The sequence below is a fragment of the Terrabacter koreensis genome (assembly GCF_054783315.1).
On sequence record NZ_BAAGQU010000001.1, the window covers coordinates 70,494 to 88,905 of the forward strand.

An 18,412-nucleotide genomic window follows, 5' to 3' on the forward strand; every position below is an offset into this window, starting at 1 on the left:
CCGCCCCAGGCAACGGGAGCGTGCTCCCGGTGCCCGAGCGTTCGGTCGCCTTCATGGTCAGTGGTCGTCGGCCCCGGAGTCGTCCGCGCCGTTGCGGCCCGACGAGCCGGAGGAACCGGAAGAGCCGGACGAGCCGGAAGAGCCCGAGGAGGACGTGCCGGACCGGCCGCCGCTGTCGTCGGACGTACGGGTGGTCGACGTCCCGGGGACACGTGAACCGGACGACGACGATCCTGACGTGCTCGACGAGCTCGACGACCCCGACGACCCCGACGACCCCGACGACCCGGACGACCCGGACGACCCGGACGACCCGGACCTGCCGGACGTCGACGAGCCGGAGCCACGGTTCGACGAGCCGCCACGGTCGTCGCCGGGCTCGGCGTGCGAGCCACGGTCGTCACCCGCCTCGGTGCGTGACCCGCGAGGGCGCTGCCCACCCTTGTCGTCGCCGGCCTCGGCGGTCCGCGTCACGCTGGGGGTGCTGACCGGGGCGGTGTGCGGGTTGTCGTCCCCGGGCTCGGTGACGACCTGGGCGGACGGGGGGACGTGGGTGGGGATGCTCTGGGCGAACGAGCTGTTGCCGATCAGGCCCAGCGCCGCGGGAACGAGGGCGGCAACAGCCACCGCTGCAACGGTGAGTCGTCTCATCGGGATCTCCTCTGCGAGGCACCTTTCCCGCGTTCGGGTTGGTGTGCGGATGCTCTGATCCCACGGTGCGGCCTGCGCTCGGTCGGGCGCCATCGGGCTTTGGTCCTAGTACCTCGGCGGCCCGTCCGCTTCCGTCGCTTTCGTCCCGCGTCTCAGAGGTCCTTGGCCCACTCCCGGGTCCAGCCGGTGACCGAGAAGCCCATCCGCTCGTTGATGGCGACCATGTGGGTGTTGGTGTCGGCGTTCCACGTGCGCACGGTCGTCACGTCGGGCCGCTCGCGCTGAAGCGCGCGGAGGTTGGCCAGCTTGACCGCGAGGCCGAGGGCGTGACCGCGGTGCTCGCGGAGCACGAGCGTGTCGGACTGGACGGCGAGGTCGGGCTGGGCGGGTCTGACGAGCAGGTCGGTGAAGGCGACGAGCTGCCCGGACGGCACGTGCCGGGCCACCGTCTCGACGGCCCAGATCGGGCTCGGCGTGTTCCACTGCTGGCGCACCCGGTCGGCGTCCCAGTCCTCCTCGTCGAGGTCGATGTCGCCCGTCGGCGCGTCGGTGCTCATGCGTCTCGCGAGGAGTGCGCGGTCCTCCAGCCACTCCTCCGGCAGCGCGTCGACAGCGGTCTCGACCACGTATGCCGTCTCGTCGAGTCCCGGGTCGAGCTCCGTGAGCGTCCCCTCGGTCACCGGCAGCGGCAGGTCCTGCCGCAGGTCGGCCAGGGTTTGCCGGTAGCCGTTGGCGAGCGCGAACTGCGTTGCGCCGTCGCCGTTCTCGACCGGCGACCCGCTGTGCTCGTGGATGCGCGTGCACCCGTCGTCACGCAGTGACTGCTCGCAGTGCGCGAGGAGGAGCGTGCCGATGCTGTGCCTCTGGTGGTCGGGGTGCACGGACAGCCAGACGCCCCCGGTCTCGACGTTCTCGCGGGTGCGCCGGATGGTCTGTGCCGAAGCCACTGGTGCGTCCGATCCGGCAGCGACGACGACGAAGGTGCGCCGCACCTCGTGACGGCGTGGGGCGATGTCGAGGATCTCGTCGACCGAGATGCGCTCGGCGCCTTCTCCCCAGACGGCGCGGTTGGCGGCGTGGTGGACTGCTAGCCAGGCCCCGCTGGCCGGGTCTCCCACCCGCAGCTCGATCTCCTTGACCTGAAGGCTCATTCGTTTCCCCCCGTCTGCTTCTGCCACTCCCGGCTGTACCCTTCGACGGCGTAGCCGAGCCGCCGGTTGACGGCGAGCATGTGGGCGTTGCTGGCGGCGTTCCACGTGCGCACCGAGGTGACCTGAGGAAGCTCGTCCATGACACGCAGGGCGTTGGCGGCCTTGAGCCGCAGACCGAGCCCGTGGCCACGGTGCTCACGGAGCACGAGAGTGTCCTGCTGGTACCCGAGGTCGGGGCTGCCGGCGGAGACGGCGATCGTCGTGAAGCCGACGAGACGCCCGGTCGGCAGGTGCCGGGCCGCGGACTCGACGAAGCGACGACCCGACTCCAGGGCCCGCGCGAAGGACTCGCGCACCCGCTCCGCGTCCCAGGCCTCCTCCTCCAGCGCGAGGTCGTCGAGCGGCGCGTCCGTGCTCATCCGCTGCTGCAGCACGGCCCGGTCGTCGAGCCACTCCTCCGGGATGTGGTCGACGAACGACTCGACGGCGTAGTCGTCGTCGGACCGGGCGAGCGCCTCGAGGTGTGCGCGGTCGGCGGGCAGCCCCATGGCGCTGCGGATCATCGTCTGGCCGATGGCGTAGCCGTGGCGCGCCGCGAAGGCCTCCGCTTCGTCAGTGTCACCCTCGGCCCACTCCGTCTCGCCCATGAGCGTGCCGCGGCCGTGGGCCGCGGCGATCGACTCGCCCTCGCGCAGCAGGGCGGCACCGAGGCCGCGCTTCCGGTGGTCCGGGTGTACGGACAGCCACACGAGAGCGAGGTCGAGGTTGTCGGTCGTCGGCATCCGCACCTCGAGGGCGCCGACGATGCGGTCCGCCGACCAGGCGGCCAGGGCGAACCGGCGTCCGGTGGGCGAACGGTGGAAGCCGCGGATCTCCTCGAGCGTCCACGCGCTCCCCCGGTCTCCGAAGAGCTCGCGCTGCACGGCGGCGTGGACCTCGATCCAGTCGCGTGCCGCCGGCTCCTGCACGGGGTCGAGCAGGTCGATGGGCCTGATGTCGGGGTCCTCGTTCACGGCCCCGAGTCTGTCGACCTCACCCCTGCGCGGGCCAGCGACTTTCCGCCGACGCGGACGCACGGCATACGTCATCGGTGACGCGTGCCACGCAATCGCGTTGCGGCAGCGACGCGCCCGCCCTACCCTCGAAACATGCAGCGCTCCCAGCAGACGACGACGCCGGACCCCTCCGGCGCACTGTTGCTGCTCTAACACCCACCGCAACCCACGCCCCGGAGTCGACTCCGGGGCGTTCGTCGTCTCCGGCCGACCCGGGCACCCCGGCCCCAGGAGAACGCCATGTCCGACCACCGCGACCTCAACCACGACCTCGACGTCTACGCCACCGACGCGCTCGCGGGCGCCGGGCTGCCGCTCTGGCGGCCCGCCGGGTCCGTCATCCGCAGCGAGCTCGAACGCCTCGCCAAGGACCTCGCGCACGCCGACGGCTGCGTCGACGTGCACACCCCGGTGCTCGGCAAGCGTGCCCTCTTCGAGCGGTCCGGTCACTGGGCCAAGTTCGAGGACGACATGTTCCCCGCCATGCAGCTCGGCGAGGAGGAGGTGGTGCTGCGACCGGCGAACTGCCCGCACCACGCCCTCGTCTACAAGGCGCGCAGCCACTCCTACCGCGAGCTCCCGGTCCGGTTCAACGAGCTCGCCCCGATGTTCCGGGCCGAACGGTCCGGCGTGCTCTCGGGGCTGACCCGGGTGCGCCAGATCAGCCTCGACGACACCCACGTCTTCTGCCGGCCCGACCAGACCGGGGCGGAGGTCGCGAGGGGGCTGCGCACCGCGCTCGAGGCCCAGCGCATCCTGGGCCTGCCGGTGCACCACGTGCGGCTGTCGCTGCGCGACGACTCCGACGCGTGGCTCGGCAGCCGGGAGCAGTGGGACGTCGTGCAGGGCTCCCTGCGCGAGTCGGCGCGCGAGGTGCTCGAGGGCTACGACCTGCCGCTCGTCGAGGCGGCCGGCGAGGCGGCGTTCTACGGCCCGAAGGTCGACCTGCAGGTCTTCGACTCCCGGGGCCACGAGGAGACCATCGCCACCGTCCAGGTCGACTTCAACCAGCCCGAGCGCTTCGACCTGACCTACCACGGCGAGGACGGCGAGCGGCACCGCGTCGTCATGGTGCACCGCGGCACCGTGGGCTCGATGGAGCGCGTCACCGCGGCCCTGCTCGAACGCTACGAGGGGCGCCTGCCGCTGTGGCTCGCGCCCGTCCAGGTCGCGGTGCTGCCGGTGTCGGCCGAACAGGACGACGCGGCCCGAGCGCTCGTCGACGCGCTGCGCGCCGAGGGCGTACGCGTGGAGCTCGTCTGCGACGACTCCCTGGGCTCGCGCATCCGTGAGGCCCGGCGCCGGCGGGTCGCGGTGGTGGCCGTCGTGGGGGCACGGGAGGCGGCTGACGCATCGGCGCAGGTCACCGACGTGGCGGCGGGCTTCCGGGACGTCGTCGCGGTCGACCGCCTGGTCGATCGCGTCGTGGCGGCGCGTGACGGACGGTGCGGGCAGGTCGACTGGGCCTGACCCGGTCCGGCATACGGGAGGGGTCTCGGGCGTTGCAGAGGCGTACCACTCACGCCACACGAAGGATGTGACACTGGAATGGTGTTCGGACTCGGTAGGAAGACCCAGATGCCCGCTCGCGAGGAGGCCCTCCCCGGCCGTGCGGAGCGCCCGTTCCAGGTGAGCCCGACCCACGTCGTGCTCGGCACCCCGCTCGAGGGGCCGTGGCCGGAGGAGTCGGAGGTGCTCTACGTGGCGATGGGCTGCTTCTGGGGCGTCGAGCGCATCTTCTGGAAGCAGGACGGCGTCGTCTCGACCGCCGCCGGCTACATGGGCGGCTACACGCCCAACCCCACCTACGAGGAGACGTGCACGGGACGCACCGGCCACGCCGAGACGGTCCGCGTCGTCTACGACCCCGAGAGGACGTCGCCCGAGCTGCTGCTCAAGGCGTTCTGGGAGAACCACGACCCGACGACCGCCAACCGTCAGGGCAACGACATCGGCACCGCCTACCGCTCCGCCATCTACTGGACCACCGAGGGCCAGCGGCTCGCCGCGGAGGCCACGCGCGAGGCCTTCCAGAAGGTCCTCGACGACAACGGGTTCGGGCAGATCACGACCGAGATCCGCTCCGCGGAGGACGCCGGGCCGTTCTACCTCGCCGAGGACTACCACCAGGGCTACCTGCACAAGAACCCCGGCGGCTACTGCAACCACGGGCCCAACGGCATGACCTGCCCGGTCGGCATCGTGCGCCAGGACCAGCTGCCGTCGCAGCAGGACATCGCCCCGCCCGCCTGACGCCCGTAGCCGGAGCCGCCGGCTCCAGCCGGCTCCCGGCGCCTGCACGAGGACGCCCCCACCCGGGTCGGGTGGGGGCGTCCGTGCGGAGGGGATCGGTCAGGGAGTGCAGGCCGTCTCGTCGAAGTGGCCGGGCGTGCCCGGGTAGGCCGAGCCGGCACCGTGCGCCGTCTCGCCCGGGTGGACCATGGCCAGCTCGCGGAAGGCCGAGGAGCCCGCGGTGGTCACGTCGGTGCCGGGACGACCGGCGCTCGAGGTCCACGCCAGCTGCTGCAGGAAGTCCTGCATCGCCGGCGAGTGCTGCCGCACGTCGTTGAAGCCGCCGTACGCGCTGTTGCAGTGCGTGAACAGGTTGTACGCGCCGTTCCAGTCGATGAGCCGGTCGCCCGGGTTGGGCCCGTTGGCCGAGACGTCGCCCTGGAGCACGTCGCGGTCCCAGCCGCCGTAGATCCAGTCGGTGCCCTGGTGGTGGTTGTCGTTCGACGGGTCGGCGTCGGCCACGCCCGCCATCTCGAACCACAGGCACGGGTCGACCGTGACCGCGTTCCTGCCGGTGCCCGTCGTCAGCGGCCAGGCGCCGAGCGTGCAGCCGCCGCCCGGGGTGTAGGAGCCGCGGGGCCGGACATCGAGCAGGTCGGAGCCGAGGACGTCCTGCTTCGACACGTCGGACTCGCCCGCGCCACCGAAGAGGTGGTCGACGAACCGGTCGTCCGTGCCGCGCGAGCTCGGCGTGAACACCCCGCCCACGAGGCAGTCGGGCGTCGCGGCGTCGAGCCCGGCGTCGCAGCCCTGGCCGCCCCAGAGGACGTCCTCGCCGTCGCCGCCGAAGAGGTCGTCGCCGCCGCTGTCGCCGTTCGCGACGTCGTCGCCGAAGCCCGCGTGGATCGCGTCGTCGCCGGAGCCACCCCGGATGAGGTCTCGCCCACCCTCGTCCATGCCGTTGTGCGGCATCGCCGGGTCCGTCGAGGTCCCGATCCACTGGTCGCCGTCGACGTCGTGCAGCAGGTCGACGCGCCGGTCGTACGCGCCGCGCGGGAACGCGGTGAACGTCTCCTTGGGCGGGCTGTTGAGCGTCACCGACGCCTGGGCCGGGGTGTCCCCCGGGCTCAGGTACTGGTTCACGATGCCGCCCCGGTCGCCGACGATCGCGTCGCCGCCGCTGTCGCCGTCGATGCGGTCGTCGCCGAGCTCGCCGTACAGGTCGTCGTCGCCGTAGCCGCCGGAGATGGCGTCGCCGCCGTCCTGACCCCAGATGCCGTCGTTGCCGTCGTCACCCCACAACGTGTCGGCACCGAACGCACCCGCCACCTCGCACGTCGACTGCGCGGTCGTGCAGAAGCGCGTGCTCGGGCCGGGCAGCGCCGGGTCGTGGGTGCGCGATGCCGTGGCGTCCGACGACACGGCCCCGTCCGGGTAGCGGTCGGCGTAGACCTTCTCGGTGCGGGCGCCCCCGCCGCCCTGCAGGGTGCGCAGGAGCGAGCCGTTGTCACCGAGGACGACGTCGTCGCCGCCGTTGCCCTCGACGACGTCCGAGCCGTCACGGAAGCCGGGGGCCGCCGATCCGCCGATGACGTCGTCCTGTCCCGGCACCGAGCTCGTGCCGCGCAGCAGTGCGGTGGGGCTCGCCGAGCCGGGCCAGGCGGCCGTGACCGCCGCGACGGTCGTGCCGTGCGCCGAAGACTGGCCGAACGGCAGGTCACCGAAGAGCTGGTCGGCGCCGCCGTTGCCCTCGACGTGGTCTGGCCCGGCGTCACCGGTGACCGCGTCGTTGCCGTCCTGGCCGAGGAGCACGTCGACACCGTCGCCGCCCGAGAGCCGGTCGAAGCCGTAGAGCACGGCCGAGGGTGTCGTCAGCGGGTTGGCGCCGAGGTCCCACGGCTGGATGACGCGCGGCGTCATGGCCGTGCCGGCGGCGCTGCCGAGCCGCACGGTGACCGAGCTGGGTGCCTGACCGGCGGCCGGGCGCAGCACCTGGCCGTTGTCGCCGAGCACGACGTCGTCGCCGGGGCCGCCGAAGACGGCGTCGTCGGTGTCGGGCTGGCCGACCGACGTCGCGCCGGAGGAGGCCCCGCCTGCGGACGGTGTCGAGCTGCCGCCGACGAGGTCGTCGTCGCCGAGGCCGCCCTCGACCCAGTCGACGTCGGGCCCGCCCTCGACGTAGTCGCCGTCGCTCTCGCCCTTGAGCCGGTCGGTGCCGCTCTGACCGAGGATCACGTCCTGGCCGTCGCCGCCGAAGACCTGGTCGGCGCCGGAGTTGGCGAGGACCGGGCTCGTGCCGAGGTCGAGCAGCGTCACCCGGTGGGTGCGCGAGAAGCCGCGCATCCTCGTGACCGGGGTGGTGTCGTCCGCGGGGACGCCCGAGACGACCGCGTTGTCGCCGGCGACGAGGTCGGGGCCGGCGTCGCCGTGGAGGACGTCCCCGGCGTCCGGCCGGCCGGTGCCGGCGCCCGCCTGCTGGAACGACCCGCCCACGACCTCGTCCTCGCCCGCGTCGCCGTGGACGACGTCGGAGCCGTTGTTGCCCTCGAGGTGGTCGGCGTCGTCGCCGCCGTTGACCGCGTCGCCGCCCAGGCCGCCGTATGCCGTGTCGTCGCCGCTGCCTCCGTAGACGACGTCGCCGCGGCCGGCCGACGGTGTCAGACCGTCGAGGTCGAACGGGATCGCCTGTGCGTCAGCGGCGCTCGTCGGGTCGTCGACCGTGCCGTTGTCACCGACGATGACGTCGTCGCCGGTGTCACCGGAGATCGTGTCCCCGGCGTCGGCCGGTCCGACGTCGGTGCGGCCGGCGGCTCGGGTGCCGCCGTAGAGGACGTCGCGGCCCTCGCCACCGCTGATGCGGTCGGAACCGTCGTCGCCCTCGACGACGTCGGTGCCGGCCTGGCCGTAGAGCTGGTCCTGGCCGCCGTTGCCGAAGACGAGGTCGGCCCCGGCGTCGCCGTAGCCGCGGTCGTCGCCGCTGCCCCCCCAGACGTGGTCGGCGTCGTCGCCGCCGAGCAGCACGTCCGTGCCCTCCTGCCCGCAGACGAGGTCGGTTCCACCACCGGCGAGGACGCGGTCGCTCGCGCCGCCCGCCGAGATGGTGTCGACGCCGGCGCCGCCGAGGACCAGGTCGTTGCCGTCACCACCCGCGCCCGAGGTGCCCTCGGGGACGGGGTCGCTCGTGACGGGGCTGCCGGGTCGGCACGTCTCGTCCTTCGCGGCGTCGAGGGTGGCTGCATCACGCAGGGTGTCGCCGAAGACGGTCGCCGGTCCGTCGCCACCGATGACGTGGTCGTTGCCCAGGCCGCCGACGAGCGTCTTGCGCGACGAGGTCTCCCCCGCCGGGACCGGCAGGTGCGACACGACGCGGTAGGCACCGAAGTCGACGCCCTCGACGACGTCGGGACCGCGGGCGTTGCCGGCCGCGTCGAGACCCCGGACCCCCACCTGGCTCGGCTCGGCGACGACGTAGTCGTCGCCCGGTCCGCCGAAGAGCGCGTCGGTGCCGTAGCCACCGACGAGCGCGTCGGGGCCGCCGCCACCGATGACTCGGGCGTGCTCGCCGCTCGTGGAGTGGCTGGTCACGACGTCCTCGACGGCGCTGCCCCAGACCTTGTCGTCGCCGGAACCCGTCTCGATGATGTTCGGGATCGACGGCTTGCCCGACGGGGTCGTCAGCGTGTCGGCGGTGCCCGGGTCGTCGACACCGAAGGAGCCCTCGGTGGACGCGTAGACCGTGTCGGGACCGGAGCCACCGGTGAGCGAGTCGCTGCCGAGCCCACCGATGAGGACGTTGCCCTCTGAGCGGGTCGTCGTGCCCGCCGTCGCCCCGGGCCGGTCGGAGACGACACCGATCTTGTCGTCGCCCGGGCCCCCGTTGACGCGGTTCTTGCCGAGGCCGACGCTGATGACGTCGGCACCGCCGGCGCCCTGGGCCCCCTGCGTCGGGTCGGCGTCGAGCTTCGTCCAGTCCACGACGTCGTCGAGCTTCACCGAGGTGATCGAGCCCTTCGCGTTCTCGACGTCGACCGGGTTGAGCGCGGCCGTGACTGCCAGCGTCTGCTGCGGCAGCGCGCCGTCGCCGGAGACGAGGTCGGCGCCCAGCCCGGTCGTGATGGCGTCGGCTCCGGCCCCGCCTGCGACACGGGCCACCTTGCCCGCGACGTCAGCCGTGACGATTCGGTCGTCGCCCGCGCCGCCGTCGACCCAGGCGTTGCCCGTGCCGGTCTGGACCTGGTCCTTGCCGGGGGTCCCGAAGACGATCGCGTCCTTGTCGAAGACCGACAGGTCGGCCTGCGTGGTCGGCGACGACGGGTTCGCGTCCTTCTTGCCGTCGCCGACGAAGCTGACGACGAGCGGCGTGGCCGAGCCACGGCCGTCGACGACGACCCGCTTGAGGCCCGCGTCGAGGTACTCGCGCGTCTCACCGAGCATCTGCACCTTGAACCCGTCGAAGTCGGGGTTCGTGCCGTCGTCGTCGCCGGTCTTCTGCGCGAAGTAGAGCGCGGTCACCTTGACGGTGTCGGACTCGGTGTCGGCGGTGTTGCCCCACGGGGTGCCGCGGGCCGCGTCGGTGCCGAAGCGCCCGGCGAAGACGACGAGCGTGTCACCGCTGGTGCCCCCGAGCCGTGGCGGTGGTGGCTCACAGTTCGGTTTGGCCGTGAAGTCGAGCAGGGTGATGTCGGCGATGTTGATGGAGAACGACACGCTGAACGGCGAGAACCCGAGCGTCACGTAGAGCCGTAGGAAGAGACTGAGGCGCCCGGTGGTCGTGAAGAGGCAGAGCGGGTTGTTGGCCGCCGCGTGGAGGAACTCGCTGACCCGGAACTTGCCGTCGTTGTTGGGGTCGTTCCAGTGGAAGCCGATGGTCAGGTGCAGACCGCCCTCGATGCCGACGGTGATGATGACGGCCGTCACCGCTGCGCCGGCGGCGATCTCACCGTCGAGCCGCACGACCGGCACGGGCACCCCGCTCCCGTCGGTCGTCTTGAAGTAGAGGCCGTCGAGCAGCTTCACGGCGTCGACGGACGTGCCCGCCTGGGCCGCCTCCACGGCATACCGGATGCCGGCGGTGTCGAGGCCGGCCATGAAGCGCAGCGTCACCGACGCCGAGCCGGAGAGGGTCACCATGACGGGCGGCGGCGCGTAGACCGGGCCGAAGGCCTGGCGCCACGTGAAGCCGAGCGTCAGCGGGCCGCTGTCGAACTCGACGAGCGAGACGTCGCTGCCCATGAGCAGGCTGAAGACCGACGCGGGGTCGTCGAGGATCGGGAAGGTGAAGCCGGACTTGTTCGCGCTGCCGGCCGTGCCACCCGAGCCGAACACGTTGCCCTTGCCTCCCTTGCTGTTGAGGGCGTTCTTCACGTCGTCCTTGCTCGCCGCCGAGGCGCCCTTGATCAGGGAGGTCGGCGAGTTCGGCGCGAGGCTGCTCGTCGGCGAGACGCTCGTCGTCAGGGCCTTGCCGCCGTCGACCAGGAACTTGCCGATCGGGATGAGGCACGTCGGGTCGCCGGGTCCGCCACCGCAGTCGGGCAGGTTGTTGATGAGCGTGGTGAGGGCCGCGATCCTGTCGACGAAGTCGAGCTTCGGTCCGCCGGCGAGGGTGTTGAACGTCTTGGCGAGGGTGATGAGGCTGACGTCGCCTCCGCCGGCCATCTTGCTGAGGTCGGACAGCACCGGGATCGGGGCGTAGAGGGTGTCGATGACCGGCTGGAGCGGTCCGGTGACCGACTTGACCTTCTTGAGCACCGGGCCGAGGAGGTTCGAGAGGAACCCGCCGGCGTCGATCGCGACGTCCTTGAACTCGATCGTCGGGACGCCGAGGTTCTTGAGGTCCTTGTTCGAGAACTCCCACCCGAGAACGAAGTTCGCCTGCACTCCCGGCAGCACCGAGTCGACCGAGGCCTTGACGAGCCAGTCGGCCTTGATCTTCGCGGTCAGCGAGATGCCGAAGAGCGAGGACGCGTCGCCGCGGGCGATGTCGGAGATCGTCAGCACGCTGCCGGCCGTCTCCGTCGTGTCGCGGGACCTGAGGTCGACGAGGAAGGCGCCGGCGAAGAGCGGCGCGGAGCCGTTCTTCTTGACGTCGATGTCGAGGAAGGCGAGCTGGGCCTTCATCGTCGCGGGCATGTCGAAGCGCGCGCCGAGACCGAACTCGGGTGCGGGGGCGCCGTCCTGCCAGCTGTCGTGGGTGTAGATGACGAAGCCGTCGTCGGTGTTGACGCCTGCCTTGACGTGCAGCTGGATGCCGAGGCCGTAGGTGATGGCGTCGTCGTCGCCGGCCTTGAGCGCGAGACCGGGGATGCCGATGTCGAGCGGCAGCGTCCTGCCGTCGCCGAGGCAGCCCGAGCCGGGCACGCAGCCGTCGTCGGGCGTCACCGTGCCGGCCTTGACGTCGAAGGCGAGGTTGACCCCGTTGATGCTCGTCGTCGGGCAGTCGATGAGCATGGGCTTCGTCGTGACGGGCGTGTAGGTCGTTGCCGTGGTGCTGCCGTCGTCGGTGAAGGTCTGCGCGCTGCCCGAGGCCGCGTCGACGACCTTGACGAGCTCGAACGGGCCACCGTCCTTGCTGCGCAGCACCTTGTACTTCGTCGCGCCGTCGGACTTCGTCCACGACACCTTGATCGAGTTGCCGCCGCTCGTGCTCGTGAACGCGGTCGTCGTCTCGGCGCTCGGCGGGGAGGCGACGGTGTCGCCGTCGGTGCCCGCGCCGGTGCCCTGGCTGGCGACGATCTCGTAGCGCCACTTCGTCGCGCCGGTCGTCGACGGGGTCGCGGCGAGCGTCGGCGCGCCGGTGGGCTCGAGCTTGGCGGTGCACTCGTAGTCGACCGTCAGGCTCGTCTTCTGCAGCCCGGCCGCGGTGATCGCCTCGGCGAGCTTGGTGTTGACGTAGTCCTTGGCCTCCTTGGGGCTCGCCGGCACGCTGCCGAGCTTGGCCTTGATCTCGGCGCGTAGGCGCCCGATCGAGTCGGCGCCCTGCTGGAGGTCCTTGCCGACGAAGGGCAGCTTGCCGTCGAACGTCGCGAGGCGCATCGACTGCTCGATCTTCTCGAGGTAGCCGTCGAGGCCGGGGCCGATCTGGGTGAAGTCGGCGAACGCGTTCGCGAAGGCGGCCGAGAGGTCTGGCAGCTCGAAACGCTTCTTCGCGTCGTCCGGTGCCGGGAGGTTGCCGGTCAGGTCGAGCAGGGTCGCGGGGTCGGTCGAGTCCTGCAGGCGCAGGGCGACCGAGCCGAGCGACGTCGTCGGACCGCCCGACACGGTCGCGTAGAGCGGGATGACCCCGCAGACCATGAGCGGGGTGCTCAGGCCCTCGCCGCAGTCGACCGGGGCGTTCGAGGCGTTGAAGCCGACGTCGAGCCCGGACAGGAAGGTCGAGAAGCTGACCGGGGTGTCGGCCGCAGCGCCCGTGTCGGACAGCTCGAGGCTGAGGTTGGCCCGCAGCTTCGCCTGCCTGGCCGGGTCGCCGCCCGGGTCTCCTGCCGAGACCGTCAGCGGGCCGATCGTCCCGGCGGCGCGGCCGGTGAAGGCGGCGTCGGCGCCGATGCTGACCTTGGAGTCGGCGAGCACCTTGAGCGAGGTGGCGTCGTCCGGGCCCGTGCCCGGTGCGAGCGGCACGACGAGGCCGACCTTGACGCCGCCGGTGACGTGGGCGGCCCCTTGCCCCGCGGCAGCGGCCGTGACGAGGGACCTGTCGCCGCCGAGGTCGAGGCGCAGCGGGGTGCTCGTGCGGTAGTCGCGCTTCCAGTCGAGGTCGAGCACGACGTTCGGGGTGCCGCCGCTGTCGAGGTACCGGAAGTGGAGGGCGCCGGTGCCGAGCCGGTCGTCCAGGACCTTGACGAGGTCCTGCATGTTCTGCGGCGGGTGCAGCGAGATGACGTCGAGGGCGTCGTCGAGCGGGGAGCGGAAGGCGTATGCCGTGTCGTCGGCGGGTTTCTGCGCCCAGTCCTGCGTGAGCGTCACCGTGTCACCGGAGGCAGCGGCCACGACCGCCACCTGGGTGCCGACGACGACGGTGCGCCCGACGAACGACGCGTCGAACGTGCGCCCCACGTGCTGGAGGGTGTTGGTCCCGTAGTTGACGTCGGAGCCCACCCCGGACGCGTCGCGCCGCATGAGGTCGCGCAACGACGTGCCCGTGCCGGGGATCTCGCGGCTGTAGATGCCGGTCGCACCGCCGGGCTGCGCGTCGGCGAGCTGCGCCGCCATCGTCTGGAGCGTCTTCAGGACGATGGCGAACAGCTCGGCCTGGGAGCCCGGCTTGATGTCGAGGGCGAAGATGCGGCTCAGCCGGCTGAGGTCGAGCTGCGGGCCGTCGCTGCCGCTGACCTGGGTCAGGTCGTTCCAATGGGCGGCGACGCCGACGTCGGTGCCGGCCGGCAGGAAACCGGCTGCGTCGGGCACCGAGACCTTGAGGTCGGCGGTGGCCCGTACGTTCAGGTCGACGTCGAGCAGGTCGCCGGCCTGGCTCGTGCCCGTCGGGGTGTCGGTGACGAGTGTTGCGAAGAGGTCGCGCAGCCGAAGGTCGTGCTGGGCGTCGCCGGCCTGCCGGAGGCCGATGGAGAGCATGTGTCCCGAGCCCGCAGCCGAGCAGTCGGCCGGCGCGGAGCTGTTGCACACCGACAGGGAGCCCTTGAGCCGCACCTGGAAGAAGCCGGCGTTGGCGGTGAAGTCGACCGCGGTGTCGACCGGGAAGTCGGCCGTGAGCAGGGGGCTGCCGGTGCGCACCATGATGCGGTCGGGACCGAGTGGCAGCGACGTGACGTTGGTCGAGAACGCGCCGGTCGACTGGACGAACGGGCAGGCCTTCGTGTTGCCCTCGAAGCCGATGCAGTCGTTGCCCGTCCTCGGGTCCTGGAGGTCGAGCACCAGCGTCAGGTCGGCGGCGAACGACGGCTTGACCGTCGCGAACGTCTGCGCGGAGTTGGCCCGAAGGATGCCGCGCCGTGGTCCCGTGCCACCCGGCTGGTCGGTCAGCTGGTCGCCGAAGGTAACGGCACCGAGCTGCGCCTCGGGGCCGACGATGACGAACGGCGTGCTGGCAGAGGGCTGCCCACCGATCCAGGTGCCGGAAACCGTGAGCGAGTTCTTCGTGTTGGCCGTGATCTCACCGGCCGACGTGCCGGCCATGACCCGCATGCCGACCCACTGGTCCGCCGTCCACGGCTGGGTGCCGTCGTCGAGCGTGAGCCCGGTGGCCGAGTACGTCGCCGACGGGCGCGACGTCCGCGCGGCTCCCGCGTCCATGGCGACGCCGGCGGAGGGCGCCGCCTTCACCATCCGCAACCGGAACACGAGCTTGCTCGTGGTCGCGTCCCACGACAGGTTGTCGAGGCCGATGCCCGCCGCCTTGAGCTTGGCGACGAGGTCCTGGAGCGAGTCGAAGGTGGGGTTGCCGACCGTCGAGGCGTCGAAGCCGGGCGGCGAGGGCTGGTTCGGGTCCGGCGCCTGCACCACGTTGGCCTTCAGGAAGTCGACGAGCACCTGGTTGGCCTTGACGGCGTCGGACACCGTGCCCCGCAGGAACGGCAGGTCGAGGTTGCCGGTCGACGGCAGCGGGCCGGCGCCGTCGGGGTCGAACTTCGCGGCCTGGATGCCGGTCAGCGCGGTCGCGACCTGGGCCAGGCCGTCGGCGAGGTCGCGCAAGCTCATGTTCTGGAACTTGCCGACGAGGCCGGCGAGCGTCGGGGCCGCGACGGTCGGCGAGCCCGTGGCGATGTTGGGCCAGGCGACCGTGACGTCTGCGGCGACGTTCGTCGGGAACGCCACTCCGGCGAGGCCGCTCGTGTCGGCGGCGACGTGCAGGGTGCCCGAGACAGAGCCGGCCGTGCCGGGCTGCGAGGGTGAGCCGCTGGCGTCGAGGGCGGCCGTGACGAGGCCTGCGAGCGAGCCGTCGGCGGCCAGCTCGCCGTCGCCGGTGCCTGCGGCGTCGAAGGCGAGGACCCCGTCGTTGTTCGGGTCGTCGATCCTCGCGTACGCGTGCGCCGTGACCGCGAAGTCGGTGCTGCTCAGCGTCACGCCGAGGATGCCGACGGCGGCCTTCGCGGCGGCCGACAGGTGCGCGGTGACGTCGACGTCCACACGGGGCGCGTGCGCTGCGTCGCTCGCCAGGTAGACCTTGTTCGTCGTGGGCCCGGTCCACACCACCCACAGTGACAGCGTCGCCTCGACCGTGGCGGTGACCCCCTTCGGCGAGCTCAGCTCGACGCGCGGGCTGGCCGAGCTGACCGCGAGCGACTGCTGCGTGGCCGTGCGGGTCACGACGAGGTTCACGTGGACGCGCTTGCCCTCGCCGAGGTCGTCGACCGCGATGTCGAGCGTGCCGGCGCGGCCACCGGGCAGGCTGACGGCCTCCCCGGAGGTCGCGAGGTCGGCCCACGTCGTCGTGCCGGGCAGGGCACTCGTCACGCCCTCCCTGACGAGGTCGTCGAGTCCGGCCAGGCCCCCGGGGCTGGCGGCGACGAACGGCAGCTGCTTGCCGAAGGTGCCCAGCGTCGCGAGACCGCTCGTCCAGGACGCGAGGTTCGCGGTCCCGCCGCTCCCGCCGAGGAACGCCACCACCCTGTCGACGCCGGGGTCCGGGTCGGCGGCGAAGGCGGGCGAGGGGCCGGCCAGAGCTCCCACCACGACGAGGAGCGAGGCCACGACCGCTCCGAGGGCACGACGAATCGACTTGCGCACCATGGTTTCTCCCCAGAAGGGAGCGCACCGCGAGCCCATCCCTGCGCGAGCCACATCCGACACGCTCCTGTGCTGACAACGTAGTGAGCGACTCGTCACACGTCCGGCGAATCGTCGGAAAACGGTCCGATCAGGTGATAGAGGGGCAGATGGGACTCAGGTGACGACCGGCTCCGGAAGACGGAACCTGCCGGGACCGATGGGCGCCCTTGTCTAAAATCCTGCCCGTGCCGGCATCCCTCACGACCCACGCCTCGAACGACCTGCGCGAGCCCGCGACGCGCGGCGGCGAGGCCCTGCGGCGGGCGTCCGGGTGGGCGGCAGGGCTCCTTCCGGTCGCCTTCGCCGTCGTCCTGCTGCTCGCGTACGACACGCCGGCCCGTGCCGTCGTGGCCTACCTCGCCGCCTTCGTCGCATCGGTCCTGCTGCCGGGCACGCTCGTCCACCGCTGGCTCCGTGGCCGCCAGCGCCTCCTCGTCACCGACCTCGCCCTCGGGGCGGCGACCGGCCTGGCCCTCCAGCTGCTCGGCTGGTTCGTCTTCACCGCGCTGGGCCTGGCGTCGTGGATGTGGCTGTGGACGGTGCTGCTCGTCGCGCCCTTCGCGGCGGTCCCGGCCCTGCGTCGCCACGCCGCGCTCGGCCACTACCCACAACGGCTGCCCGCCGGGGTCGCCTGGGCACTGGCGGCGTTGGCGTCTGGACTGCTCTGGCGCACGTCGCAGTCGTGGTTCGCCTCCTCGCCGCTGCCCCCTGACTCGCTCATGTGGTACCCGGACGACTACTGGCACCTCGCGACCGCCGCCGAGCTGCAAAGGTCGGTGCTGCCCCGGGTGCCGCAGGTCGCCGACCTCACCTTCACCTACCACTGGTTCTCCAACGCGCACATGGGCGTGATGAGCACACTCACCGGCATCGACCTGCCCGTGGTGGTCGCCCGGCTGTGGGTCGTCCCCGTCGTCCTCGTCCTCGCCGGACTTGCCGTCGCCGTCATGGTCACGCTCACCGGTTCGGCGTGGCCGTCCCTCGTCGTGGCCGCCTTCCTGCTCACGAGCGGCAGTCTCAACGGCATCACGTGGCTCGGCCTGGACGGCGTGACGGCGTTCGTGCCGCACAGCCCCTCGCAGATCTACTCGCTCATCCCACTGCTGCTCGTCATCCACGTGGCGACCGACGTCCTGAGAGGTAGGCCGGTCGGCCGGGGCTGGATCCTGCTCCTGCTCGTCCTGCTGTTCACGGCCGGCTCGAAGTCCTCGGTCCTGCCGGTGCTGCTGTGCGGCGCGGCGCTGGCGGGTCTCGTCGCACTGCTCCGGCGCGACGGGTGGCGGCGGTGCCTCACCCTCGGCGGCGCCGTGCTCGCCGCCATGCTCGTCATGGCTCCTCTCGTGACCGGCAGCAGCGCCGGCGCGGGCGTGCAGGCCTTCGGGATCGTGCGACGCTTCCCCGTCTGGAAGGAGGTCACCGGCGTCACCAACTACGAGATCGGCGTCAACACGGGCCTGGTCATCCCGAGGCTCGGCGCCCCCGGCGCCGCGACGCTCCTCGCGCTCATCCTCGTCGCGTATGCCGTCCAGTACGCCTGGCTGCTCGCCGGCCTGTCCGTCCTCTCCTTCCGCCGTCAGGGCGACCTGACGGCGTGGTTCCTCCTCGGCACCGGCGTCGCGGGCTGGTGGGCGATGATGCTCCTCGACGTCGACGGCGTCTCCCAGGCCTACTTCATGCGCGGGGCCGTCGTGGCCTGGCACGTCCTCGCCGCCTGGGGCGTCCACCGGATCTGGTCGCTGGCGGCTCACGGTGGCAGCCGGCGCACGCTCGCGGTCTGGGCCGTCGCGGGTCTCGGTGTCGGCTGGCTGGTGCTCCAGGTGCAGAACTCCATCTCCCGGACCGACGTGCCACCTGGGGCCAAGAGCCCACCCGCCGCCGTCGTCCACGGCGAGCTCGTCGCCGACCTCGCCGTCGTCGTCGTGCCCCTGCTGCTGGGCGTCGTCGTGTGGTGGGTGCTGCGCCGGCGCGGCAGCCGGGCGGCACTCCCCCTCCTCGTGGCCCTGACCGCCGCGTTCGTTCTCGCGCCGGTCGTGCGCCCCCTGACCGACGTGCCCGACACGGGCGGCTACGCCCCCGAGCCGTCGCGGACCATCAGCTCGGCAGAGGTGGAGGCCGCCCGCTGGGTTGCCGCGCACACGCCGACCCGTGACGTCGTCGCGACGAACCTCCACTGCCTGCGCCTCCTCACCCGGCCGAGCTGCGATGCGCGCTCCTTCTGGGTCAGCGGCCTGACCCAGCGTGCCGTCCTCATCGAGGGCTGGGCCTACACGGAGGCGGCCCACGAGGCGAACGGGAGGAACAACCTCGGCTCGCGCCAGCAGCCCTTCGCCGACCCGGCGACCTTCGCGCTCAACGAGGCCGCCTTCACGGCGCCCACACCGTCGGGGCTCGACCGGCTGTACGCCCGCGGCGTGCGCTGGCTCTACGCCGACCGCCGGGCCGGGAAGGTGTCGCCGCAGCTCGCGACGCTGGCGCACCTGCGGCTGCGGCTGGGCACGGCCGACGTCTACGAGCTCAGGACGCCGCCCGGCGCCCCCTAGTTGTACCCGGCCATCAGGTTGGTAGCAGCCGGCTGGTTGGTGGTTTGCCTCCGAGGGCGCTGTG

7 protein-coding genes are annotated in these 18,412 nt (G+C 72.2%); 3 read left to right on the plus strand and 4 right to left on the minus strand.

What is annotated here, in order from left to right; genetic code table 11:
* Positions 1-57: 57 nt before the first annotated feature.
* From ACYVNR_RS00325 to ACYVNR_RS00335, 3 genes are all read right to left on the minus strand, one after another.
* Entirely contained in the window at positions 58-651 is a 594-nt protein-coding gene (locus ACYVNR_RS00325; RefSeq protein WP_461045723.1) for a hypothetical protein, read from the minus strand.
* A 152-nt stretch (positions 652-803) separates the two neighbouring features.
* Complete coding sequence (locus ACYVNR_RS00330) at positions 804-1,802, minus strand: GNAT family N-acetyltransferase (protein WP_461045725.1); 999 nt, start codon at positions 1,800-1,802, stop codon at positions 804-806.
* Positions 1,799-2,815, minus strand: a complete 1,017-nt coding sequence (locus ACYVNR_RS00335) for a GNAT family N-acetyltransferase (RefSeq protein ID WP_461045727.1) — start codon at positions 2,813-2,815, stop codon at positions 1,799-1,801. Before ACYVNR_RS00335 ends, ACYVNR_RS00330 begins: the two co-directional genes overlap by 4 nt.
* 282 nt (positions 2,816-3,097) lie before the next feature.
* On the opposite strand from ACYVNR_RS00335, the gene thrS reads away from it, so the two are divergent.
* A complete protein-coding gene (gene thrS, locus ACYVNR_RS00340; protein ID WP_461045729.1) occupies positions 3,098-4,327 on the plus strand; it encodes a threonine--tRNA ligase in 1,230 nt (409 codons plus the stop codon).
* A gap of 108 nt (positions 4,328-4,435) precedes the next feature.
* Complete coding sequence (gene msrA, locus ACYVNR_RS00345) at positions 4,436-5,110, plus strand: peptide-methionine (S)-S-oxide reductase MsrA (RefSeq protein ID WP_458802325.1); 675 nt, start codon at positions 4,436-4,438, stop codon at positions 5,108-5,110.
* 99 nt (positions 5,111-5,209) lie between these two features.
* Here msrA and ACYVNR_RS00350 read toward each other — a convergent pair whose 3' ends face one another.
* A complete protein-coding gene (locus ACYVNR_RS00350) occupies positions 5,210-15,769 on the minus strand; it encodes a calcium-binding protein (protein ID WP_461045731.1) in 10,560 nt (3,519 codons plus the stop codon).
* Between the two features lie 224 nt (positions 15,770-15,993).
* Here ACYVNR_RS00350 and ACYVNR_RS00355 point away from each other — a divergent pair, with 224 nt between their 5' ends.
* The gene (locus ACYVNR_RS00355; RefSeq protein WP_461045733.1) at positions 15,994-18,348 is read left to right on the plus strand and encodes a hypothetical protein; all 2,355 of its coding nucleotides are present in this window, start codon (positions 15,994-15,996) and stop codon (positions 18,346-18,348) included.
* Positions 18,349-18,412: the final 64 nt, after the last annotated feature.

What these genes read in the sequence shown, in the direction of transcription:
- thrS (WP_461045729.1), top strand. Translation starts at nt 3,098, where the DNA reads ATGTCCGACCACCGCGACCTCAACCACGACCTCGACGTCTACGCCACC.
- ACYVNR_RS00350 (WP_461045731.1), bottom strand. Translation starts at nt 15,769, where the DNA reads ATGGTGCGCAAGTCGATTCGTCGTGCCCTCGGAGCGGTCGTGGCCTCG.
- ACYVNR_RS00330 (WP_461045725.1), bottom strand. Translation starts at nt 1,802, where the DNA reads ATGAGCCTTCAGGTCAAGGAGATCGAGCTGCGGGTGGGAGACCCGGCC.
- ACYVNR_RS00325 (WP_461045723.1), bottom strand. Translation starts at nt 651, where the DNA reads ATGAGACGACTCACCGTTGCAGCGGTGGCTGTTGCCGCCCTCGTTCCC.
- msrA (WP_458802325.1), top strand. Translation starts at nt 4,436, where the DNA reads ATGCCCGCTCGCGAGGAGGCCCTCCCCGGCCGTGCGGAGCGCCCGTTC.